Raw genomic sequence first — 23,004 nt, forward strand, 5'->3', positions numbered from 1 at the left:
TACAACATAAAGCTTGACAGGGAATTCCCCGCCGTGCCCCCTACAGAAAGCGACGCCAGCGACATGAGTGCCAGCCTGGCACTCGATATGGTCGGCCGCGCCTATCTCGCTTTGGCGCTCCTCTACGAGACGGCGCATCCGGGCGAGTTCGACGGAGTCCAGCAAAAGATCCGGGCGTTCGTCGAGGACAATTTCCGCATCATCCAAGAGACCAGCGGCCGCGGAACGCTGGCTGCCGGCACGGTCGAGGGCGCGGCTCATCTTGTGAACAACGTCCTCTCCGAGGTCGAGAACAAGATCGCCACCATGATCCGGCCGAGCCGATACATGCAGGGCTAGAGCGCGCACCGCCGAACACCCGGGTGTTGCAGTTGAGCCATGAGCCCGAGATAAATCTCTCGCCGCGCTTCGGCCCCGACAATTGTCTGGATAACGCGTGTCGACAGTGTTGATAAGGCATGTTAGGCCCCGATAAGGGCGGAAACTAGCTTATCGACACGATGAAGAGCAGCGATGATTGCGACCGGGGCGCACGCAGTGCGGATGTTGCACTCGAGGTTTTGGCGCGCGCCTATCATGCTCTGGCAGTCGTCTATGAACTCTCGAGCCCCGGGGCCTACTTGGCTCTTCATGGGCAGATGATGCCGTATCTGCTGGACAGCTTCCGGGATGCGCAGGCCCCGCAGGCCGACGATCCCCAGATCGCCGAATTGTTCAGCGCCGCGCTGGAGCGGGTGCGCTGCGCGCTCGACGACGTCCGATGCGACGTCTCCGCGGTCCGGATGCGGGACGGCGAGCGCGATCACTGACGAATCCGGCCGGCGGCGCGCTCAGCGGGCCGGCCGCAGGAGCACCCCCGGCCCGAGCAGCAGGCGCGGCGCCCCCTCCCCGTCCGGCACGCGACTCGGGACGAGCCGGGCGAGCTTGGCGTTCAGGGTCTCGGACAGGATGTGCCGCCAGGCCCGGGGGGCGTGGAGCAATTCGCGCAACGCCGCCGCGTAGCCGTGCGAGCGCCGGCGGTCGAGGACGCGCCGGTGCTGCCATTTCCGCAGCGTGGCGTCGCGATGGGCCCGCAGCGCCCTGCGGGACGCCGGGACCAGGCCCGCCCGGGACAGCATCGCCTCGTCGAACGCGACGATCGCCGCGAGGTCGTCGGTCCGATGCTGGGCGCTCAGGGAATCCGCGCGCTCGATCGCCACGTAGCCGCAGGGCGCCGTCACGGCGAACACCGCACCCGCCGCCAGGGCCTCGACGTAGAGGGCGTAATCCTCGCCGAGCCGCAGCCGCTCGTCGTAGCGTAGGCCGTGGCGCTGCAGGAACGAGCGGCGCATGATCGGCTTCAGGAAGCCGAGCTCCCGCCGGTGCTCCCGGGGGCGCCCGATATTGCCGGCCACGAAGGTCTCGAGCGACAGGCGCTGTGGCTGGCCGGGCCCGGTGACGAGGCCCGCGACCGCGCTGGCGGCGTTCCCCCGGACCAGGACGATGTCGTCGGCGATCAGGTCCCAGCTGCGGGGGGCGGACAGCAGCCGGCCGAGGCGCCCGTCCAGGAAGTAATCGTCGGCGTCGAGGATGCAGACCAGGCGCGCCGTCGCGACCGCCAGCGCCGCGTTGCGGGCGGCCGCCGGGCCGGCATTGCGGGTCAGCCGCAGCAGCTTCAGCCGGCCCGAGCCGTCGCCGGCGGCCTCGGCGGCCGCGCTGGTCCGATCCGCGGAGGCGTCGTCGACGACGATGACCTCGGCGACCTCGGGCTGGCGCAAGGCCGAGGCGACCGCGTGCGCGATCGTGGCCTCGGCGTTGCGCGCCGCGATGATGACGCAGACATCCGCTCCGTCGCTCTGGGCCTGGACGCTTCGCACCGCACGACTCCGAACCTCTCCCGGCCGGCGGGGCCGGACGGCGATCCCGCAGGCTAGGCGGCGCGCCGGGGGGACGCGAGATCGTCCAAAAGGAGGGTTCCGGAGCCGCCGCCGCTCGTCCGAAAGATCGCGGCCGCCGCGGCCGGTTGCCCCGATACTCCCGCCGGATGTCCCGAACGCCCCCGGCGAGGATACGCGCATGACGAGACCGCCCCGCCCGATCCGCCGCGCCTGCCTGGCGACGGCCCTGCTGCTGCCGACGCTCCCGGTCTTAGCCGGAGACGAGCCTGCCCAGCCCGCCGGCTCTGCGCCGGCCTTCCGGGGCGGAAACTCCTTCGTCGAGACCTTCACCAGCCTCGGCGACCGGCGCTGGTACGTGTCCGACGGCTGGGTCAACGGCGACCACCAGCGCTGCACCTGGTCGCGACAGCGCGTCCAGATCCCGGCCACCGGCGCGCTGACGCTGACCCTGTCCGACAGCCCCTACAAGGACCGCGCCTTCAGCTGCGCCGAGATCCAGACCAAGGAGCGCTACGGCTACGGCACCTACGAGGTCCGGATGCGGGCGGGCGCGGCCTCGGGCCTGGTCTCGGCGTTCTTCACCTATAACGGCGCGGAGGACGGCGACCGCCGGACCAACGACGAGATCGACTTCGAATTCCTGGGCAAGGACACCACGGGCGTCCAGCTCAACTACTTCACCGGCGGCACCGGCCAGCACGAGACCATCGAGGCCCTCGGCTTCGACGCGTCGACCACCATGGCCGACTACGCCCTGGAATGGCTGCCCGACCGCCTCCGCTGGTCGGTCAACGGGCGGCTGCTGCGCGAGGTCCGGGCCGCGCCCGACCGGCCGATCCCGTCGCATCCCGGCAAGATCATGCTCAGCATCTGGATGGGCCAGGGCGACGACTTCGTCTCCTGGCTCGGGCCGGCGAGCTATCCGGGCCGGCCGATCACCGCCACCTTCGAGCGCGTCGCCTTCACGAAGCTCGGCGATCCCTGCGGCTTCAAGGGCTCGATCGTCTGCCGGTAGGGCGGCCGGGAGGCTGGATCCGCGGGCGGGCGCTCACCGGGGCGCCCGCCCGTCGCGCGTCGGGACCCACGGGGCGTGGTGCCGCAGGCCGCCCGATCGGGGAACGCTAACGAAGTCTTAACCATATCCCCGGCAGGCTGAGGCCCGCGGTCACTACGGGGCCCTGTCGATGTCCGGATACAGCCTTCTCGTCGCGCTCTATGCCGTCGGTTTCGTGGAGTTCTGGCGCCTGTGCGTCCTGGCGCCCGCGGCCCACGACGAAGCCTGACGGGCCCGGCGTTCAGCGGCTGCCGCGCTGGCGCAGGACCGCCGGCACGGTGCGCAGCATGATTGCGAGATCCCGGCGCAGGCTCCAGCGGCCGGCATAATCCAGGTCCAGCGCCACGCGCTCGGCATAGGTCGTGTCCGAGCGCCCCGAGACCTGCCACAGGCCGGTCAGCCCCGGCGGGACCGAGAAGCAGGTCGCGAACGCCGTTCCGTAGCGGGCAACCTCAGCCTGCACGATCGGGCGCGGCCCGACCAGGCTCATTTCCCCGCGCAGGACGTTCCAGAGCTGGGGCAGCTCGTCGAGCGAGCTCTTGCGCAGGACCTGGCCGAGGGCCGTCACCCGGGGATCCCGGGTCAGCTTGTGCGTCGCCGCCCACTCGGCCCTTGCGTCCGGATGCGCCGCGAGATGCGCGGCCAGGACCGCGTCGCCGTCCGGAACCATCGACCGGAACTTCAGGCAGCCGAACGGACGCCCGTGCCGGCCGAGCCGGACGTGCCGGAAGATCGGCGCGTGGCCGTCGCTCGCCCAGATCAGCAGGGCGATGAACAGCAGGAGCGGCAGCAGCAGACACAGGGCTGTCAGCGCGACCGCGGTATCGAGCCCCCGCTTCGTCGCCCAGCCGAGCCGCGGCCCGATTCGCGCCGGGGAGGTGGCCGGCAATGTCTTGACCAACGCTTCGTTGATCGTCTCGACCATATGGTGCGGCGACGATGGGGGGATGGAGGTGGGGGTCCCAACCGGACGCAGCATGGCGGCGGCTCCTCACTCGGTGCGAAAGGTGGATGAGGCAGTGCTAGACAGGATCGACGCCCGGGTGCCCGTGCAGCCGGACAGGATACCGTCGGGACGGGGGAAATATTTGGCGCGCGAATGTCGTGATACGTTGGCACAGTTGCAAACATGCGGGATAAAGCGCCGCCGAGACCGCCGAATCACCAGTGGGGATAAGTAATTGCTGGTCCTACTGGTCTTCGCCGCTCTGATCGGGGGCGCGATCGGCTTCGCGGTGGGCCTGCTCCAGGGCTGGCTCGTCGCAGCGCTGGCGGCCCAGGCCGGGGCCGCGATCGCCGTGGGCCTGGTCGTCCTGCTCGGAATGCGCCGGTGAGTGCCGCGGGCGGGCCGGGCCCGGCATCCGAGGATCGGGCAGCGACGCTCCGCGGCGGCCTGCGGCCGGGAGCGCCGCAAGATATCGCGTCGTCTGCCGACCGGCGTATGTGAGCGATGACCGATCACATCAGTGTTCCACCCGGAATCGGACGGGTCATCGCGATCATACCCCAGTTCGATATTGTTAAACAACCCTAAACACGACGGACCCAACTCCGAATACAGCAATGCGGCAGATGTTCGGGCCGCCGCGCCTACGCCGATCGAGGTAGGCCGCCCGCGCGCCCGACCGGCCTACACAGCGGGACCGCATCGCACGAGGCGTGCATGGTCCCGTTCGAGCAGCGTCGCGACAGGTGGTCACCGGCTTTCGGGAGACGACGGGGCGGTGTCCGAGATCGCCCGCATCGCCCCAGGTCCGGCGCCCGGGCCGATGCGGGAGAGCCCCGCATCCTCGGGTTCGACGGCCTGCGGGCTTTGGCCTTCCTGATGGTCTTCGTCAGCCACAAGGCGCCGAGCCCGCGAACCGAGGCGCTGGGCAGCGCCGGGGTCTGGCTGTTCTTCGTGCTGAGCGGATTCCTGATCGTCCGCATCCTCGCGGCGGCCCGCGCGCGCATCGAGGCCGGCACGGCGACGCCGCTCGACAGCCTGCGGGTGTTCTACCGGAACCGCTTCGCCCGCATCGTGCCGGTCTATTACGCGTTCCTGTTCGTGCTCTACGCGACCCCGTTGGGCGGCCCGCTGGATCTCGGCGATGCGGGGTTCAAGCGCGCAACCTGGCTGTATCTGACGAATCTCTACATCGAGCGGCATGGCTGGGGGACGGAACTGGGGCACCTCTGGAGCCTGGCGGTCGAGCAGCAATTCTACCTGCTGTTCGCCCCCGCCGCCCTGTTCCTGCCGCGGCGCCATCTCGGGGCGCTGTGCGGCGCGCTGATCGGCGCCAGCGTGCTGATGCATGTCGTCCTGTGGTCGGCCGGGGCCTGGCTCGTGAGCTTCGACGTCGACACCCTGGCCAATCTCGGGCTGATCGCGCTCGGGGGGCTGGCCGGGCTGCGGAGGGGGCCCCTGCCGGGCTGGCTCCGGCGCGACGCCGCGCTGATCGCCGTGCTGGCCCCGTTCCTGGCCCTGCCGCTCCTGGCCGGGGAGACCGGGCTTTGGCTGGTCGTCGGGCGTCTGAGCGGGGGGCTCGCGGCGCTGCTGCTGCTGCAGATCGTCCAGTGCCCGGAGAGCCGTACCGTCGCCATCCTCGACAGCCCCTGGCTGCGCCGCATCGGCGTGATCAGCTACGCCGCCTACCTGTTCCACGTGCCCCTGCATGCGGAGCCGGTGCTGGCGGCGCTCGGGCTGCCCTTCGCCGGGCCGCACGCGGTCACCCTGGCCCTCGACCTGGCGCTGACCCTGCTCCTGGCGGAAGCCTCGTGGCGGCTCCTCGAATCTCCAGCCCGCCGGCTCCTGCGGGCACCGCGGCGGGCGGCGCGGGAGCCGGCGCTGGTCAATCCGCTGTAGCCGTCAGGGATTCACAAGGTCTTCGACCTTTTGCGGGTGCCGAGCAGAGCCTCCGGTCGGGCAAAGCCCGGATCCATCGGGGCTCCGCCCCGATACCCCACCAAGGGGCGCGCCCTTTGGAAACCCAGTCCCTTCCCTGAGATGACGGCGTGGAGGGCTGCGACGGTCCGGCCGAGCCGCCTCCGCGCACCCAGGATCGGGCGTTCGAGCCCGTGCCACGAGGCGGCGGCGGCGAGGAGCGTCGGGCCGAGGGCCAGCAGGACCAGGATAGTCACCGATTCGATCCGCGGGGCCAGGGAATACACCGCGTTGAGGATCGGGCAGTGATACAGATACAGGCCGTATGAGTAATCGACCTTGTAGGGTCCGATCCGTCCGCCGAAATCCGTGACGCCGATCGCGACGGCGATATAGGCCAGGCAGAGCCCCGACAGGGCGGTCTCGACGAGCGGCCACCGGTCCGGGCCGAGCCCGTGGACGAGGGCGATCCCCGCCAGCGCCGCCGCGAACAGCCGCCCGTCCAGGGGCACGGCATCGCGCCAGACATAGAGCAGGGCTCCGCCCAGAAAGGCGGCAAACAGGATCGCGCCCCGGCCGAGGAAGACGAGGCGGAACAGCCCGTTCTGCGCGAACAGGGGCAGCAGCCCGAGCCCCTCCAGCAGGGCGGGCGTGACCGCGACGGCGACGGCCAGCGCCAGGAGCAGCCGGGGCCGCTGCAGGAGCCCGAGGATGATCAGGCCCGCCATGAGGCCATAGCAGGCGATCTCGTAGGCGAGGGTCCAGAGGGCGGCATTGACGATGCCGGGCTGCCCGTTCTGGGTGAAGACCCCGGGGAGCTGCGCGCGGAACAGGCCGATGCTGTTGGCGCCGTACTGCCACACTGCCGGCTGCGCGAAATAGGCCGCCGGGCCGTAGCTGGAGAACAGCGGCCCGATGACGAGGGCGGTGACCAGGGTGACGGCGGTCAGCGCGGGCAGGATCCGCAGGGCCCGGTTGACCAGGAACGGCCCGACAGGGAGCCGGGACGCGCTTCCGGCCACCAGGAAGCCGCTGACGCCGAAGAACAGCGGCACGAGGCTGCCGGTCAAGGGCGTGAGCGTATCGGTCCAGAGCCGGCTGCCCAGTGTAGCGCCGGCGTGGAACACCATGACCAGCAGCGCGAGCACGAGGCGCAGCGTGTCGAAGCCGCCGCCATAGCCGCCGCCGGCCGCGAGCGCGCCGCCGATCGTCCGCCCACGGCGGGCCACCTGATGACGCATGATCGGGCCTCGCACGGACACGCACCGGAACGGGGCGCCTGCGAGCCATGCCACCGCTTCGCCCGCGGCGAGAGACGATTGCGGCCGCGCAAAAGGAGGGATGCGGCAGGCGATCCTGCGCCCCGGGGGCCGGCGCTATCCCCCTTGGCGGGAGCGGGGCTCCTCCGAACGGCGTAGCGAGCCGGAGGATCGGCCGCGCTTAGGCTCCGATCGGGGCAACCACCGATAGCGCGAGACGCCGGACCGCGCGCCTGAATAGAAAATACATTCCGGACGTGTTCGCATGACGTATGGCGACGCCCAGCAACACCCAAGATCCTGCGGACACAGCGACAGACAAATCAAAGTCTCATCTCAAGAGACATCTTTTCCTTGACTTGCCGAAGCTTCTCGGCCTCCATAGGCGACAGCGAGGCACGGAGCCGCAAGCCGACCCGTCCTGGATCATGATGGTCCTGAACGCGACTGTGACGCGGGATCCCCCTCCCCGACGGCATCCCGACGTGTCGCGCCCCGTCGCAGCTGCGATGCCGGCAGCGCTGCGTTCGACCGCCGGCGGGATCGTGAGATCCGTCGATCTCGGACCTCGTCGGTCGAGATCGCAAGATCGCGCGGACTTCGAGACTTGCACGTCCCCGGCTGCGCTGCGCGCGGCGATGGACCTGGGAAGTCTTCCAACGGCCGCCGGCATGTCTTTCACGACGCGATAGGCGCGGCTGGCGTGCCGAAGCGCACTGATTCGGAGGCGGAGCGATGAACCCCGTAGGGTCTGTGACGTCCAATCCATCCACCGCGCTGACGCTGATGCAGGTCGACACGTCCCTGAAGCCCCGTTCCGGCCAGGAGGATGCGGAGACCGATCCGACCACGCTGGCAGCCACGACAGCCCTTCAGGTGCTCGATCCGCGCTCCGCTCTGACCCTGTCGACTCAGGCCAGCGATGCGATCCTGTCGGTGCTGCACAAGATTCCGCATCATAAGAGCGTCGGTGGGCCCGCAGGGATCGATGAGAGCCCGATGCTGTCGGACGAAGTTTTCGCACAGACGCTGCAGAACACGCCCACCGCCGACGTCGAGAAGATGTTGGGCTTGGGAGCGTCTCGCTGGGTCTGGCGTCCGGAAGCTCATTTCATGGGCGAGGCTTTTGCCAAGGCTTTGGCAGCGGCCCTTCCGAACGATTACGACAAAATGGATTCCATGAGGCGAGCCATTTTCGATGACCGGTCGGCGCAAATCACGCTCGCTTCCGACGTTCCGGAGGCCAAGCTCGTCGCCGGATACTACGATATGTACGACAGCAAAAACAAATTTATTGGCACAACGAGAAAAACGTCTTGCGATCAAAACTATTTGGACAAGTATAGGACAGACAACCCCGGGATGCTGATCGCCCCGGTCTATTTCGGCAACGACGCCGTCCTCGTCATGTGGCCGAGCTCGTCCAGTCGCACCTGACCTCCTGGTGAAGCTGCGGCGATGACCATCACCTAACGCCTGATCGGCAACCGCGCCACCACGGCGCCGGTCGCGTCCCGCACCACGAGCGTCCAGGCGGTGCCGGGATCGTCGGCGCAGACCGCGTCGGCCATCTCCCGGATGACGCTGCGCGCCTCGGCCAGCGCCTCGGCCAGGTCGGCGGCCTCCACGCCGTCGCGGTCGCGGATCGTCTCCCGGCCGCTCTCGACATCGAAATAGAACCGGATGGGCACCGAGATCCCCCGTGATTGATGCCCTCGGAGGGCCGTCCGTTCCTGGCTGCGCGGCCCGGCTGCGCCCGACTGCAATCATCTGGAGACATAAAGTTTAACAAATATCAAAGCTGATTTCTCTGCATGCGTGGCAATAATGTCTGATTTTTGCTGGAATAGCACAATATAGGTATCGATCATTGCCCATTTGAACGGGGCAGCGCGGTGAAAGGCGGTAATGTACAGGTCCGGGTGACGGCGCGAGACCCGGGGCCGGCCATCCTCCGCAGTGAGAGGATACGGCCGCCGCCCTACGCCCTTTGAGCGTCGTGCGCCGGGCCCGCTTCGCGGCATGCTCGGCCCGAACCGCCCGGGACGGGCTTTCCGGGGGCCGCGGGCAGGACAGCGATGGCAAATCAGATCGTGGCCGATGCGCGGATGGCCCCCGTGGACGTCTCGTTCCTCATGGCCGCCCACAACGCCGCCCCCTGGATCGAGGCGGCGATCCGCGCGGCCCTCGACCAGACCGGCGTCACGATCGAGATCCTGGTGGTGGACGACGGCTCGGTGGACGGGACCGCCTCCGTGCTGGCGCGGCTGGCGGCGGACGAGCCGCGCATCCGTCGGATCCCCCTCGACGGGGTGCGGGCCGGCGCGCCGCTCGGGCCGTCCGCCGCCCGGAACGCCGCCCTCGGGGCCGCCCGGGGCCGCTGGCTGGCGATCCTCGACGCGGACGACCTGATCGTCCCGGACCGGACCCGGACCCTGCTGGATCTCGCCGCCGCCACCGATGCCGACGTGATCGCCGATAACCCGATCCCGTTCGCCGGCGGCTTCGACCCGGGCGGCGCCGGCATGCTGGAGCGCGGCCGGGAGCCCTACCTGTTCACGGTCGCGCTCGCGCAATACCTGTCCTGCAACCGGATGCTCACCCCCGGGGTGAAGCTCGGCTATCTCAAGCCGATGCTGCGGGCCGACCTCGTGCGCCGGCACGGCCTGCGCTACGCGGATGAGGTCCGGATCGGCGAGGATTTCCTGTTCTGCGTGGCGGCCCTCGCGGCGGGCGCCCGCTTCGTCGTCAGTTCCTATGCCGGCTACGGCTATCGGCGGGGGCCGGCCTCGCTGTCCCACCGGCTGCGGCTCGCCGACATCCAGCGCCTCGACGCCGCCTTCGCGGCCTGGACCGTGCAGGGCGCGCGCTCCGCCGCGATCCGGCAGGCCGCCCGCGCCTATCGCGACAGCCTGGCCACCGCGCAGATCATCGCCCGGGTGATCGAGGCCGCGCAAGGCGGCCGGTGGCTCCGCGGCGCCGGGCTGGCACTCGCCCGCCCCCGGGCCTGGCGGTTCCTCACCGGTTCGCTGATGGCGGCGGCCGGCAAGCGCCTCGGCAGACGCCTGCGTCCGACGTTGGCGGGCGCGCTTCCGGTCGGACAAGGGTGAGCCCCATGCGCCTGTGCCTCTGCATCTGCACCTGCGAGCGCCCGGCGGGCCTCGCGCAGCTCCTCACGGCGATCGACCGGCAGCGGCTCGGCGGCCGCGCCGATGCCGCGCTGCGGATCCTCGTGGTCGATAACGGCCGCAGCGACGCCGCCATCCCGGTGGTGGAGGCCTACCGGGCCGAGGGCCGCTTCCCGATCACCTATGCGCGGGAGCCGGTCCGGGGCCTGGCGGCGGTGCGCAACCGCAGCCTCGATGCGGCGGCCACGCTCGGCGCCGACTGGATCGCCCTGATCGACGACGACGAGGTCCCGGATCCGGACTGGCTGCGCAGCCTGCTCGACACCGCCCGGCGGACCGGGGTCGCGGCCTGTGTCGGCCCGGTGGTGCCGCTGTTCGAGCGGGTCCCCCCGGCCTGGGCGGTGGCCGGCGGCTTCTTCGCCAAGACCCTGCCGGTCCGCGACGGGCTGGTAACGGATGGCTACACGGCCAACGCCCTCCTCGACCTGCGAGTGGTGCGGGCGCTCGGCCTGTCCTTCGACATGCGCTTCAACACGATGGGCGGCGAGGACACGTTCTTCTTCCGCACCCTGCTGCTGGCCGGGCACCGGATCGCCTGGGCGCCCGACGCGATCGTGTACGACAGCATCCCGGCGCACCGGATGCGGGTCCGCTGGCTGCTGGCGCGCTGGTACCGCAGCGGCAGCGTCGAGGCCTATCTCGGCCGCCTCCGGCCGGAGACGGTGAGCGGACGGCTCACCAACGCCGCCCGGGGCCTGGCCCGCCTCGGCGGCGGCCTGGCGCGCCTCGCGATCGCCGGGCTGTCGCTCCGGCCCGCCACCCTGATCGGCGGCTTCTACACCCTGTGCCGGGGCGCCGGGCTGCTCGCCGCGGTGCTCGGCCTGAGCTACCGAGAATACCACCCGTCCCGGCATCGGTAGGCGCGGGTCTCCGAAGAGCCCGGCCCTTGGCGGAGCCCGAAGTGCGCCGGGGCGCGCGCCTCCTCCGTCGTCAGTCGCCGCCCTCGTCGGGAATGTTCAGGAGGTTGCCGCAGGCCTTGCAGTGCACGGCGTCCGGCTCGTGGCGCATCAGCCCGCAGGCGTCGCAGGGAAACCGCACCTTGTAGGGGCGGAACACCACCTGGGCGAGGCGGAAGAACAGCGTCACGCCGCAGATCATCACGAAGACCGAGAGCAGGCGGCCCATCGGGCCCGGCAGGGTGATGTCGCCGTAGCCCGTCGTCGTCAGCGATGTCACCGTGAAGTACAGGGCGTCGACCGGCGTCTGGATCGCCGGATTGCTGCCGTGCTGCGTGGCGTAGACGATGCCCGTCATCGTGAACACGAACACCACGAGGTTGGTGGCGGCCAGGATCGCGTCCTCGTTGCGACGAAACACGGCGCTGTCCTGGCGCAGCCGCTCGAGCAGGTGGTAGGTGCGCAGCAGGCGCAGCGTCCGCAGGATGCGCAGGAAGCCGACGCCCTCGACGATCACCGGCGCCAGGAACGAGGCGACGGCCACGACATCCGCCCAGGTGCTCAGGTGCCGGAACTCCCGCAGCGGGGCACGGCTGATGCCGAGGCGGGCGGCGAAATCGAGCAGGACGCAGACGCCCAGCGCCACGTCGCAGGCGATGATCCAAGCGGTCAGCGGCAGGAACGAGGTGACGATCACGAACGCGACCGTCGCCACGTCGAAGACGAGCAGCCCGTAGCGGAAGCGATGGGCCCGCCGCGTGTCCCCTTCGTACAATTCGCGAAGCGTCGTGGCCGCTCTCGTCATCGCTCGTCGGCTTGGGAGAAGGAAGGTCAGGCGTTCCGCATCGGCCCTTACCAGGCAACGGGACCTTCGGCATCGCCCATCAGCCAGGCCAGCAGCAGGAGGATCAGCATGCCGAGGAGCAGCACGCCCGAGAGGGCCATCACGAGATCGGACAGGCGGCCCTCGATGGTGCCGGGACGACGCCTCGGGAATTGACGGCGCATCGTGTTTCACCTGGTTCAGGGGACGGAGACGGATCGGGCCTTCGGCGGCCCGGTCACGCCGCGGCAGCCGGTCTCGGCTCAGCGCTCGGCGCGGAGAGGCGGCGCGAGGCGGAGCACCAGCGCTCCGGCGGCCATGCAGGCGAGCGACCCGAGCAGCACGCCGATCTTGGTCTCGGCCTCCAGCTCCGGCTGCTGCGCGAAGGCGAGCAGGCCGATGAACAGGCTCATCGTGAAGCCGACCCCGCAGAGCAGGGCGATCCCGTAGACCTGCGTCCAGCTCGCATGGCCCGGGCGCTGCGCCCAGCCGAGCCGGACGGTCGCGAGCACGAAGCCGAACACGCCGAGCTGCTTGCCGACGAACAGGCCCAGCGCCACGCCCAGCGTCACCGGGTCGAGCAGCATCGCCGGCCTGACATTGGCGAAGGAGACCCCGGCATTGGCGAACCCGAATACCGGCAGGATCAGGAACGCCGTCCACGGGCTGATGGCGTGTTCGAGGCGGTGCAGCGGCGAGGTCGGATCATCCGGCTTGCCGGCGCTCAGCCGAAGCGGCACCGTCAGGGCGAGCAGGACGCCCGCGATGGTCGCGTGGATCCCCGACAGGAGCACGAACACCCAAAGCACCGCGCCGAGGGTGAGGTACGGCCACAGGCGGCCGATGCCGGCCTTGTTCAGCCCGTAGAGCGCAGCCAGGGTCAGGGCCGCGCCGCCGAGCATCGGCAGCGACAGGTCGGCGGTGTAGAACAGAGCGATGATGAGCACCGCGCCGAGGTCGTCGATGATCGCCAGCGCGGTGAGGAAGACCTTGAGCGACACCGGCACGCGCGAGCCGAGCAGGGCCAGCACGCCGAGCGCAAAGGCGATGTCGGTGGCCGCCGGGATGGCCCAGCCCCGCAGGGTCTCGGGCGAATGCCAGTTGACGGCGGCATAGACGAGCGCCGGGACGACCATGCCGCCGAGCGCGGCCACACCCGGCAGGATGCGATCCGGCCAGGTCCGCAGGCGCCCATCCAGCAGCTCGCGCTTGATCTCCAGGCCGACGAGCAGGAAGAACACGGCCATCAGGCCGTCGTTGACCCAGTGCAGGACCGAGAGCGGGCCGATATGGGCCTTGAGCACGGCGAAGTAGGTGTCGGCCAGAGGCGCGTTGGCAACGACGAGCGCCAGCGCGGCGCTCGCCATGAGCACGAGCCCGCCCCCCGCTCCGCTCGTGAGCAGGTTGCGCAGAGACGACAGCGGACGAAGGCGTGACGGCATGCGCACAGGTCTTCCACCGCTGGCGGCCCGACCAACGCAGAAACCTGCCGATCCGACCTCCGGATCGTACACCCGAGGCGGCCTATCGCATCGATGCGTGATTCCGGCAAGCGATGGCGGCGCGTCCCGCACCGGAGCGCGAAGGCCCGTGAACGACCCAACTCAGCCGCCGGAAGCGCTGTCGCGCGTTCCCCGGAAGCAGACGTTCGTCAATCGTCCGACAAGTTCAGTTCCGGGGGGCGGACGTAAGCGTTAGGCTGAGCAGACCCAGCCTCGGAACGTAAACCCCGCATAGAATAGGTTGACCCCGGTAAAACCGGCCTCACGTAGCAAGGCTTCGTCCTCCTCGGGCGAAAGGATCGGCAAGTGGTCCGCAATCCCGGTCTTGGCACTCTCGGCCTGCACGCGGTCGATACCGGAGGCGGTTGCGAAGGCTGCGTAGCGCGAGAGCCAGAGATCGCGCTCATCCTGCGGGATGCTAAAGTGTGCGACGATGAAGGGCGCACCGGGCCTTAAACGACGCCGGACCTCCTGGAGGGTGCGGGCGCGCTCAGCACGCTCGATGAAGTGGAGTGTCAAAATACAGACCGCTCCATCGAACGGTCCTTCTGGGGCGTTGTCGATCAGCCCTTCGTGCAAGCGAGTTCGATCCGCGAGGTTGCCGAGGGTCCGGCGCGCGAGTTCGAGCATCGCGGCGGACGGATCGACACCATCGAACGACCATTCGGGTTGGCTCTCCGTGAACACTTTGAGTTCGAGGCCACCGCCTGCGCCGAGGACGAGAACTTTGGCGTTAGCAGGCACACGCTCTGCTAAAAGCAGCATCGCCATGCGCTGCATGTCGGCGTAACCGGGCACCATGCGCGGAGGGTTATCGGCGTAGCGCGCTACGGCATCAGGGTCCGAGAATGCGTCCATACCCGATGGTATCACATCGAGATCGGGCGAGCCTCCGATAAGGTCGTGATCGGGCACGGAGGCGATGTCTGCTTCCGTCGATCACTGCCCGAAAGCAGACCGGCAGCCCCCCCAAGCGGACGGCACCGGGCCTCCGATGCCCCCTCCCCCGCTACCGCGTCGCGAACTTGAGGCTGAGCGCCGCCTTGGCGACGAGGCCGGGGCTGGCGAGCGCGTCGAGATACTGCCGGTAGCGCTTGTCGAAGACGTTCTGGACGACGAACTCCGCCTTGACCCGGTCGTCGAGGTCGTAGGACGCGAAGAGATCCACCAGCCCGTAGGCCTTCGTGGCCCGGTCCTTCGCGCCCTTGGGCAGGTCGGTGCGCGCATCCACGAGGTTCAGCCGCGTGCCGAGTTCCAGGCGGTCGCCGAGAAGGCGGAAGCCCAGGGTCGTGCTGATCCGGTCCGGCGGCACCGAGAGCAGACTCTCGCGGGTGGTCCGGTCGCGCCCGTCGGTGTGGGTGGCGGCGAGGGTCACGAAGCCGCCGCCCCAATCGTAGGTGCCTTCCAGCTCGACGCCGGACAGGTCGGCCCGGGCCAGATTGCGGTACTGGTACGAGCGGACCGGGATCACGCAGGGGAAGCGCCCGGGCCGGGCCGCGCAGATCGCGGCCGGGATGCCGGGGATCGCCGGCGCGTAATAGGTCGGCCCGACGCCCCGCATGTCGATGAAGTTGTCGACCGCGTTGTCGAACACCGCGAGCTTGCCCCGCACCGCGTCCCCGGGGACCAGCACGGCATCGGTGCGCAGGTTGATGCCGCCCTCGACGGTGTGGGCCACCTCGGGCCGCAGCGCCGGGTTCGGCAGGATGCTGAAGGCCGGGAACGGGTGGATGCCCTGCACCAGGGTCTCGGTGATCGAGGGCGCCCGGTAGCCCTCGGCATAGGTGCCGTAGACCTCGAAGCCGGCGACCGGCGAGATCCCGAGGGTGATCTTCGGCGAGATCCGGTCGCCGCCGGCATGGTAGGCGCCGCCATCCAGGGCATAGGTGTCGTAGCGCAGCGCGCCGATCACCCGCAGCCAGGGGGCGTAGCGCATCTCGTCCTGCACGAAGGCCCCGGCCAGCTCGCGCCGCCCCGAGGGCGTGAGGGCCGCGCCGAACCCGCCGGCCCGGTCGCTGGTCCGGACGCGGTTCTCGACGAGGTCGCCGCCGAAGGTCACGGCGTGGAACAGCGGACCGGTCTCGAAGCGGGCGGTGTCGTGGGCGTCGAAGCCGGCGGTGTCGATCGTGTAGGTCAGCCGGTCGCCCGCCTTCGTGCCGAGGCGGCCGTAGGTGCCCCGGGGCGAATCCGCCAGGAAGACCAGGGCGTTGCGCGTCGTCGTGGTGTAGCCGTTGAGGCTGAGGTCCACGAGCGGCACGTCCGGCCGGGCGAAGCGGTAGCCGAGGCTGTAGGTGTCGGCCTGCACCGCGTTCGCGAAGCGCGCCCCCGTGCCGCTGCTGCCGGCATTGGCGAAATCGAAGCGCTGGAGCAGAGCCGTGCCGCGGATCTCGTGGCCGTCCGCCGGCCGCACCGAGAGCTTGGCCAGCCCGGAGGTCAGCTCGTTGCCGGTGTCGCGCACCAGGGTGCCGAGGCCGTCGCGATAGGGATCGGTGGTCCGGTAGGTGAACTGGCCGAACAGGTCGGCGGCGCTGCCGATCCGGGCGCCCAGTGCCGAGGTGTTCAGGAATTTCTGGCCGTTGGTCCCGAAACCCTGCTTCTGCACGAAGCCGGCCGTCTTGTCGGGGGCGAGGATGTCGTCGATCGCGCGGGTCCGAAAGGCGACGACGCCGCCGATCGCGCCCGAGCCGTAGATCGTCGCGGTCGGGCCCCGGGTGATGTCGACGCCCCCGACCAGCTCGGGATCGAGGTAGAACACGCCGTTGGCGGAATGGCCCGAGGTCTGGAAATCCTGGCGGGCGCCGTCGATCAGCACGTTGACCCGGCCGAAATCCTGCAGGCCGCGGATGTTGATCGCCTGGGCCGGGTTGGTCTGGCTCTCCTGTGTGGTCACGCCGGGCACGTCGCGCAGGATGGTGGAGAGCCGGCTCGGCTGCAGCCGCTGGATCTGCGCCTGGGTGACCACGCTGGTCCCGGACAGCGCGTCGATTGCGGCGCCGGCGGTCCTGGTGGCGGTCACCGACACGGTGTCGAGGGCGATCTCGGATTCGGGCTGCGGGCGCCCGGCCGGCGGCGCGGCGGCCTGCTGCGCCTGGGCGGCGGTGAGGCTGAGAAATGAGACGCCGAGCGCGAAGAGCGCACGGCGGGAAGCATAGGACATGACGCGATCCGCGAAAGCACAGTCGAACGGGAGCGCTGGCTGGCGGATGGCTGGCTTGCGGCCTGCCTCTTGTGCGGATGCGACCGATCAACGCAACCATCTTAACGACGGCTTGCTTTTCAATGCTTCGAAGCTGCCCCTGCGTCAGCTCACAACACTTCCAGACCGCGCGATCGCAGCTCAGCTTTGTTGCGCGCTGGCAACAGTCCGGTGCGGCAGGATGAACGGCTGATCCGGGCCGGGGATGTGTCCGACCGGCCAGCGCACCCCGAACACCCGGGCGATCAGGTCGTCCCGCAGCACGTCCGCGGGCCGCCCGCTGGCGACCAGCCGGCCACCTTCGAGGACCAGCAGCGTGTCGGCATAGGCGGCCGCGAGGTTGAGATCGTGCAGGATCGCCACCACGGCGACGCCGGAGGCCGCCAGCGCCGCGGCGGCGTCGAGGAGTGCACCCTGGTGGCGCAGGTCCAGGCTCGCGGTCGGCTCGTCGAGGAACAGCACCTGCCGGTCGGACACCGTGCGGCCGGCCTCCATCTGGCAGAGCACCCGGGCGAACTGCACCCGGGCCTGCTCGCCGCCCGACAGGGTCGGGTAGGCCCGGGCCGCGAGATGGGCGATGTCGGCCCGGTCGAGGGCGCGGACCAGGATCGCGTCGCGGTCGTGGGGCTTGAGACCCCGGCCGATTCCGTCGAGCCCGATCCGGGCCACGTCGGCGGCGGCGAACGGGAAGGCGAGGCGCGCGGCCTGCGGCAGCACCGCCCGCATCGCGGCGAGCCGCCAGGCCGGGATCGCACCCACCGCTTCGCCCCCGTAGGCGACCTGCCCGCGGGTGGGGCGCAGCTCGCCGCAGAGCAGGCGCAGCAGGGTCGACTTGCCGGCGCCGTTCGGGCCGACGATCACCTGCAGGGAGCCAGCGGCCACGTCGAGGGACACGTCGCGCACGAGGTCGCGCCCGGCCACATTGACGGTGAGGTCGCGGGCGGAGAGCAGGGCCGGCTCAGGCATCGGCGGCGACCCGCGCCCGGCCGAGCAGCAACCACAGGAAGACCGGCGCGCCGACCAGCGCGGTGACGATCCCGATCGGCAGCTCGGCCGGCGCCGCGACCAGTCGGGCGACGACGTCGGCGAGCACCAGGAACGCGCCGCCGAGCAGCGCCGAGGCCGGCAGCAGCAGGCGATGCTCCGGGCCGATCGCCAAGCGCAGGGCGTGGGGCACCACCAGGCCAACGAAGCCGATCACCCCGGCACCGGCCACGCTCGCCCCCACGGCGACGGCGACCAGGAAGATGCAGGCGCGCTTCAGCCGCTCCACCGGGATCCCGAGATGGAACGCCTCCGCCTCTCCGAGCACCAGGGCGTTGAGGCCGCGCCCGAGGAACGGCACCGCGACCAGAACCGGGAGGATCAATGGCGCCGAGGCCGCGACCTTGCCCCAGGTGGCGCCGCTGAGGCTGCCCAGCGACCAGAAGGTGAGATCGCGCAATTGCCGGTCGTCGCTCGCATAGGTCAGCAGGCCGGTGAGCGCGCCGCTCAGCGCCCCCAGGGCGATGCCGGCGAGCAGCATCGTCGCCACCGCGGTCCGGCCGGAGCGCGTCGCCAGAGCGTAGAGGATCAGGGTCGCGCTCAAGCCCCCCAGGAAGGCGCCGGCCGGCAGGGCGAGATAGGGCAGCGGCCCGGGCAGGCCGGCATAGGCGAGCAGCCGGTCGCCCAGCACGATGATGCAGGCGGCGGCAAAGCCCGCCCCCGACGAGACCCCGACGAGCGCCGGGTCGGCGAGCGGATTGCGGAACAGCCCCTGCATCAGCGCCCCCGAGACCGCGAGCCCGGCGCCGATCATCAGCCCCAGCAGGGTGCGGGGCAGCCGGATGTTGAGCACCACCAGGGCGTCGCGCGCCAGCGCCGGATCGGCGCCGCCACCGGTCAGAACCGCCAGGACCCGCTCCGGCGGGATGCGGATCGCCCCGAGGCTGACCGAGAGCAGCGCGACGGCAAGCATCAGCAGGGTGAGCCCCGCCAGCACCCACGGGAGCGCGGCGCGGGGGTTCCGCAGACCCCGGGAATCTCCCGATCGCCCCCTCATCCTGAGGTGCTTTCGCGCAGCGGAAGCCTCGAAGGAGCCCTCCAGATGTCACCGCGATCGCTGGAGGGCTCCTCCGAGGCCCAACGATCTTGGATCGCCGGGCACCTCAGGACAGAATCGAGATGGGGACAACCGTCGTCAAAGAAAAGCTCACTCACCCGGCAGGCCCGGATAGACCGCACGCATCAGCTCGATCGCGGCCTGCGGGGTGCGCGGCCCGAAGCCCAGGAGGTAGAGGCCGTCCATGGCGATCAGGCGACTTTGCGCGCCGGCCGGGGTCCGGCCCAGGGCGGTGTCGGGGGCGAAGATCGTGTCGGGCCTGGGCGGCTCCGGGCCGTTCTGCATCATCACCACCGCGTCGGGAGCGGCGGCCACGATGGCCTCGTCGGTCATCGGCTTGAACCCGGAAACGCCGGCGGCCGCGTTGGTGATGCCGGCGAGCGCCAGCATGCCGTCCGCGGTGGAGCCGGCGCCGCCCACCACCGTGCGCCCGCCCTGCAGGGACAGGACCACGATCGCCCGGGCCGGCCTCTCGATCCGGGCGCGGCGGGCCGCGACCTCGGCGAAGCGGGCGCGCACCTCGGCGGCGAGGGAATCGGCCTCCGTCTCGAGGCCGGCGAGGCGCCCGATCACGGCGATCTTGTCGAGGACGCCCTCCGGGCTCGGCGGCTCGGCGACGGTCTCGACCCGCAGGCCGGCCTCGCGCAGTTGCGCCAGCACGGCGGGTGGGCCGGCGCCGTCGGCGGCGATCACCAGATCGGGCCCGCAGGCGAGCAGGCCCTCGGCCGAGAGCGCCCGCAGGTAGCCGACATTCGGCTTCTCGCGCAGGGCCTCGGGCGGATAGAGGCTGGTGGTGTCCACCGCCACGATCCGCGGGCCGGCGCCGATCCGGTACAGGATCTCGGTGACGGCGCCCCCAAGGGCGGCGATCCGGGCGGCCTTCGCCGCGGCGGCGGCTCCGCGGGGGGCGAGCGCCACGGCGGCGGCGGCGGCCAGGAGGGAACGGCGCGACCAGGCGGGGGCGATCGTCATTTGGTCAGGATCAGCTTGTCGTTGGCGGTGATGCGGAGCCGGTACCGCTGGCCGGCATGCCGGATGACGATCTCGCGGCGCCCCCGCAGGAGGCTCGCCGACACGATCTCCTCGTCCCGCTCCGAAGCCAAGGCGCGGAGCGCCAGATGCGGATCCCCGCGACCGTCGGCGCGCGCAACCCGGTTCTCATCCCCGTCCAGACCGGACATCTTCAGGAAGCCTCAGATTCGTTCTTTGTAACACTTCGAAATACAAAGACACGTGGCAGAGGCCGAACCATAGGGGCGATCTGCGGCAAATACCAGAGCCGACCCCGTCGGGATAACCTTGCGCAGATCCAGTCTAGTCAGATTGATCTTCGCTGCGCTCCGTCGTCGCCGGGGCGGGGGAAGACTGCACCGCAGGGCATGACGGGCGACGCTGGTCGGTCGATCCGCCGGTCCCGGCCGCGAAAACCGGTCCGGTGTGCCGGGTCCGCGGCGGCCTCAGCCGAACAGGGGCAGGCCCGCGCCGATGATGACGAGCCCGAGCACGATCAGGCTGCCGCCCGCGCTCTCCAGGGTCGCCTGCTGCACCGACCGCTTCGGGGCGATGCCCGCCAGGGTCGCGCCGGTGACGAGGCAGAGGACGCTCAGGATGGTCATGACAGGCGCCTCCAGCGGCCGGACTTCGGACACGCGCAACGGTTTCGGTCCGGATAAGGATGCAGCGCCGGCCTTAACGAACGGTCCACGCGGATTTTGCGGTGCGGGACCGATGGCCCGGTCGTGCCGGCCTCGGGGCATCGGCTTTCGAGCGTAGGCGAAGATACCCGCCCGCGCGCTGCGCGTTTACACGCCATCGGCGCCGCCGATCTCGGCCGCCACCAAGCACAAGTCGGATTTTTTTCAACAAACCGATACTACAGATTGATGTTCTGGATTGGATTAATTCCAAACTTTTGGGAATCATTTGCAAAAGTTGTTTTCAATTCCTAGGATGACGGGACCGTTCTTCCAAACAATCGGACCCATGACTTTGACCGCTCGGACCATCCGCTGCCCGCCCCGCCGGGACCGGGCATCTTGGATGCACCCGATGCGCGGCCTGCTCATCCCGGCGCTGGCGGCCGGATTGTCCGCCGTCGCGATCGGCCGGGCGTTGGCGCAGGACCCGGCCCGCGTGGCACCGCAGGCCGTGACGCTCGACGAGCTCTCGGTGGAATCCCGCGACGGGGCCGCGCGGGATCCCGGCCTGCCGCCGCCGACCGGCACGATCGGCCGGGCGCCGGCCCCGTTCGCCGGCGGCCAGGTCGCGAGCGGCGGGCGCGTCGGGTTCCTGGGCAACCGCAGCGTGTTCGATACGCCGTTCACCCAGTCGAACTACACCGAGGAACTGATCCGCAACCAGCAGGCCCAGACGCTGGCCGACGTCTTCGCGAACAACCCGTCCGTGCGCGACCAGCAGCCACCCTTCGGCTCGCAGCCGAGCACGTTCATCCGCGGCTTCTACGTGAACTCCCGGGACTACGCCTTCGACGGGCTCTACGGCATCACGAACACCTACCGGCCCGCGGTCGAGGGGATCGAGCGGGTCGAGATCCTGAGTGGGCCTGGGGCCTTCCTGTACGGCTTCCCGCCCTCCGGCAGCGCCGTGGGCGTGATCAACCTCGTCCCGAAGCGCGCCGCAGCGACACCGCTGACGCGGGTGACCGCCCAGTATCTCTCCACCGGCCATGCCGGCGGGACCTTCGATGTCGGGCGGCGCTTCGGGGACGGCGACGCGGTCGGCGTCCGGGTCAACGGCGCCTACCGGAACGGGGCGACGCCGATCGATCGCCAGAACCTGGGCCTCGGCTTCCTGTCGCTGGGCCTCGACGTCCGCGGCGAGGCCCTCAGGCTCAGCCTCGATGCCGGCTACCAGCACCTCGATCTCGACGCCGAGAGCAACGGCCTCACCGTTCTCCCGGGCGTCCGGATCCCCCGGGCCCCCAGGCTGACCCTGAACGTGCAGCAGCCTTGGGAGCGATCCGACATCGAGCACGGATTCGGGGTGCTGCGCGCGGAATACGACCTCGCCCCGGACGCGACGCTGTTCGGCGCCGTCGGCGGCTCGCTGGCGACCCGCGACTTCTTCCGGACGCAATCGACGATCACGGACGCCGCCGGCAGGCTGCAGCAACAGATCCGGACCGTATCGGCCGACAACCGGCAATGGACGGGCGAGGTCGGCCTGCGGGCCCGGATCGACACCGGGCCGATCCGGCATTCGGTCGCCGTGGTGGCGACGCATTACGCGATGGACGAGCCGTTCGCCACCGCCCTCGGGCCGCAGCAGATCCGCTCCGCCCTGTATGCGCCCGTCCTCGTCGCCCGGCCGGACCGGCCCGTGCCGCGCCCGAACGTGACGACCCTGTCGGAGCTGGACGGCCTTGCCGTCACCGACACCGCCTCGATCCTCGACGGGCGCGTCGAGCTGATGGCCGGCGGCCGCTTCCAGGCCGTGAGGCGCGACCTCGCCCTGCCGGGCGGCGGCTTCTCGTCCCGCTACGACAAGTCGGCTGCGACCCCGATGACGGCGCTGATCGTCAAGCCGTGGGACAGGCTGTCCCTCTATGCCAGCTACGCGGAGGGGTTCGGATTCGGGCCGAACCCGCCCGGCAGCGCGGTCAATGCCGGCGCGACCTTCCCGCCGGTCCGAACCAGCCAGATCGAGACGGGCGCCAAGCTCGATCTCGACCCCGTCGGGGTGACCCTGGCGTTCTTCGAGATCGCGCAGCCGTCCGGAATCCTCGATCCCCGAACCTTTGTCTTCAGCCTGAACGGCGAGCAGCACAACCAGGGCATCGACCTGGCCGTGTTCGGCGCGCCCGCGGAGGGCGTCCGGGTGCTGGCGGGCCTGACCCTCATCGACGGGCGGCTGAGCAAGACCGCGGGACGGGCCTACGACGGCCATGTCGCCCCCGGCGTGCCCGGCCTGCAGGCCAATCTCGGCGGTGAAGTGGACCTTCCGGCCTGGATGCTGCCGGGTGTGACCCTGACGGGCCGGGTGATCTACACGGCGTCCCAGTATTACGATCAGGCCAACACCCAGACGATCCCGGACTGGACCCGCCTCGACCTCGGCATCCGCCACAGCTTCACGGTGAACGGCACGCCGCTGACGGCCCGGTTCAACGTCGAGAACGCGGCCGGGGTCCGCTATTGGGCGTCCACGGGCTACAATGCGCTGAGCTACGGCACGCCGCGGACCTTCCTGGCCTCCCTGACGGCGGATTTCTGAAACCCAGCGCGC

General features: G+C 70.3%; 23 protein-coding genes. 9 read left to right on the plus strand and 14 right to left on the minus strand.

The genetic code is table 11. The features are described 5' to 3' along the window. Positions 1 to 63 precede the first annotated feature (63 nt). On the plus strand, positions 64 to 339 hold the full coding sequence (locus tag WYO_RS23900) for a hypothetical protein (RefSeq protein WP_007567432.1): 276 nt from the start codon (positions 64 to 66) through the stop codon (positions 337 to 339). Between the two features lie 161 nt (positions 340 to 500). Further along, positions 501 to 809 carry a hypothetical protein gene (locus WYO_RS23905; protein ID WP_007567434.1) on the plus strand — a complete coding sequence of 103 codons (309 nt, stop codon included), beginning with the start codon at positions 501 to 503 and terminating at the stop codon, positions 807 to 809. Positions 810 to 830: 21 nt separating this feature from the next. Here WYO_RS23905 and WYO_RS23910 read toward each other — a convergent pair whose 3' ends face one another. Continuing rightward, the gene (locus WYO_RS23910) at positions 831 to 1,856 is read right to left on the minus strand and encodes a glycosyltransferase family 2 protein (protein ID WP_007567437.1); all 1,026 of its coding nucleotides are present in this window, start codon (positions 1,854 to 1,856) and stop codon (positions 831 to 833) included. Positions 1,857 to 2,055: 199 nt separating this feature from the next. Here WYO_RS23910 and WYO_RS23915 point away from each other — a divergent pair, with 199 nt between their 5' ends. Next, a complete protein-coding gene (locus WYO_RS23915; protein ID WP_007567439.1) occupies positions 2,056 to 2,892 on the plus strand; it encodes a family 16 glycosylhydrolase in 837 nt (278 codons plus the stop codon). Positions 2,893 to 3,172: 280 nt separating this feature from the next. Here the strand turns inward: WYO_RS23915 and WYO_RS23920 are convergent, their stop codons facing one another. After that, a complete protein-coding gene (locus tag WYO_RS23920) occupies positions 3,173 to 3,910 on the minus strand; it encodes a sugar transferase (RefSeq protein ID WP_007567441.1) in 738 nt (245 codons plus the stop codon). Positions 3,911 to 4,112: 202 nt separating this feature from the next. On the opposite strand from WYO_RS23920, the gene WYO_RS31735 reads away from it, so the two are divergent. Beyond that, positions 4,113 to 4,265, plus strand: a complete 153-nt coding sequence (locus WYO_RS31735; protein WP_007567443.1) for a hypothetical protein — start codon at positions 4,113 to 4,115, stop codon at positions 4,263 to 4,265. A gap of 452 nt (positions 4,266 to 4,717) precedes the next feature. Beyond that, positions 4,718 to 5,776: an acyltransferase gene (locus WYO_RS23925; protein ID WP_039904037.1), complete on the plus strand. Its 1,059-nt coding sequence runs from the start codon at positions 4,718 to 4,720 to the stop codon at positions 5,774 to 5,776. Between the two features lie 11 nt (positions 5,777 to 5,787). Here WYO_RS23925 and WYO_RS23930 read toward each other — a convergent pair whose 3' ends face one another. Next, complete coding sequence (locus WYO_RS23930) at positions 5,788 to 7,035, minus strand: acyltransferase (RefSeq protein ID WP_007567448.1); 1,248 nt, start codon at positions 7,033 to 7,035, stop codon at positions 5,788 to 5,790. 753 nt (positions 7,036 to 7,788) lie between these two features. Between WYO_RS23930 and WYO_RS23935 the strand changes: the two genes are divergently transcribed. After that, the gene (locus WYO_RS23935; RefSeq protein WP_007567449.1) at positions 7,789 to 8,490 is read left to right on the plus strand and encodes a hypothetical protein; all 702 of its coding nucleotides are present in this window, start codon (positions 7,789 to 7,791) and stop codon (positions 8,488 to 8,490) included. 32 nt (positions 8,491 to 8,522) lie between these two features. Here the strand turns inward: WYO_RS23935 and WYO_RS23940 are convergent, their stop codons facing one another. After that, positions 8,523 to 8,744, minus strand: a complete 222-nt coding sequence (locus WYO_RS23940; RefSeq protein ID WP_007567451.1) for a hypothetical protein — start codon at positions 8,742 to 8,744, stop codon at positions 8,523 to 8,525. Positions 8,745 to 9,131: 387 nt separating this feature from the next. On the opposite strand from WYO_RS23940, the gene WYO_RS23945 reads away from it, so the two are divergent. Together WYO_RS23945 and WYO_RS23950 are read left to right on the plus strand one after the other, a co-directional pair. After that, positions 9,132 to 10,163 (plus strand): glycosyltransferase family 2 protein, encoded by a 1,032-nt coding sequence (locus tag WYO_RS23945; protein ID WP_007567452.1) that lies wholly within the window; start codon positions 9,132 to 9,134, stop codon positions 10,161 to 10,163. 5 nt (positions 10,164 to 10,168) lie between these two features. Further along, a complete protein-coding gene (locus tag WYO_RS23950) occupies positions 10,169 to 11,101 on the plus strand; it encodes a glycosyltransferase (RefSeq protein WP_007567453.1) in 933 nt (310 codons plus the stop codon). A 70-nt stretch (positions 11,102 to 11,171) separates the two neighbouring features. Here the strand turns inward: WYO_RS23950 and WYO_RS23955 are convergent, their stop codons facing one another. The 10 genes from WYO_RS23955 to WYO_RS31745 form a co-directional block, all read right to left on the minus strand. Continuing rightward, a complete protein-coding gene (locus WYO_RS23955; protein ID WP_007567454.1) occupies positions 11,172 to 11,942 on the minus strand; it encodes a potassium channel family protein in 771 nt (256 codons plus the stop codon). 47 nt (positions 11,943 to 11,989) lie between these two features. Further along, positions 11,990 to 12,145, minus strand: coding sequence for a hypothetical protein (locus WYO_RS31740; protein ID WP_007567456.1), 156 nt, complete (start codon positions 12,143 to 12,145; stop codon positions 11,990 to 11,992). 78 nt (positions 12,146 to 12,223) lie between these two features. Then, entirely contained in the window at positions 12,224 to 13,402 is a 1,179-nt protein-coding gene (nhaA, locus tag WYO_RS23960) for a Na+/H+ antiporter NhaA (protein WP_007567458.1), read from the minus strand. Between the two features lie 252 nt (positions 13,403 to 13,654). Continuing rightward, entirely contained in the window at positions 13,655 to 14,320 is a 666-nt protein-coding gene (locus tag WYO_RS23965) for a class I SAM-dependent methyltransferase (protein ID WP_039903967.1), read from the minus strand. Positions 14,321 to 14,471: 151 nt separating this feature from the next. After that, positions 14,472 to 16,619 (minus strand): TonB-dependent hemoglobin/transferrin/lactoferrin family receptor, encoded by a 2,148-nt coding sequence (locus WYO_RS23970; protein WP_007567461.1) that lies wholly within the window; start codon positions 16,617 to 16,619, stop codon positions 14,472 to 14,474. 180 nt (positions 16,620 to 16,799) lie between these two features. Continuing rightward, complete coding sequence (locus tag WYO_RS23975) at positions 16,800 to 17,624, minus strand: heme ABC transporter ATP-binding protein (protein WP_007567462.1); 825 nt, start codon at positions 17,622 to 17,624, stop codon at positions 16,800 to 16,802. Next, positions 17,617 to 18,615, minus strand: a complete 999-nt coding sequence (locus WYO_RS23980; RefSeq protein ID WP_230366524.1) for an iron ABC transporter permease — start codon at positions 18,613 to 18,615, stop codon at positions 17,617 to 17,619. The genes WYO_RS23975 and WYO_RS23980 overlap by 8 nt, the downstream gene beginning before the upstream one ends. Before the next feature lie 234 nt (positions 18,616 to 18,849). Continuing rightward, positions 18,850 to 19,731 carry an ABC transporter substrate-binding protein gene (locus tag WYO_RS23985; RefSeq protein ID WP_007567465.1) on the minus strand — a complete coding sequence of 294 codons (882 nt, stop codon included), beginning with the start codon at positions 19,729 to 19,731 and terminating at the stop codon, positions 18,850 to 18,852. Further along, on the minus strand, positions 19,728 to 19,940 hold the full coding sequence (locus WYO_RS23990) for a hemin uptake protein HemP (protein WP_007567467.1): 213 nt from the start codon (positions 19,938 to 19,940) through the stop codon (positions 19,728 to 19,730). Before WYO_RS23990 ends, WYO_RS23985 begins: the two co-directional genes overlap by 4 nt. Positions 19,941 to 20,216: 276 nt before the next feature. Further along, complete coding sequence (locus tag WYO_RS31745) at positions 20,217 to 20,375, minus strand: hypothetical protein (RefSeq protein ID WP_007567468.1); 159 nt, start codon at positions 20,373 to 20,375, stop codon at positions 20,217 to 20,219. Positions 20,376 to 20,808: 433 nt separating this feature from the next. Between WYO_RS31745 and WYO_RS24000 the strand changes: the two genes are divergently transcribed. Continuing rightward, on the plus strand, positions 20,809 to 22,992 hold the full coding sequence (locus WYO_RS24000) for a TonB-dependent siderophore receptor (RefSeq protein ID WP_007567469.1): 2,184 nt from the start codon (positions 20,809 to 20,811) through the stop codon (positions 22,990 to 22,992). The last annotated feature ends 12 nt before the right edge of the window (positions 22,993 to 23,004 follow it).

The organism is Methylobacterium sp. GXF4 (genome assembly GCF_000272495.1).
In the GTDB taxonomy this organism is placed as follows: Bacteria; Pseudomonadota; Alphaproteobacteria; order Rhizobiales; family Beijerinckiaceae; genus Methylobacterium; species Methylobacterium brachiatum.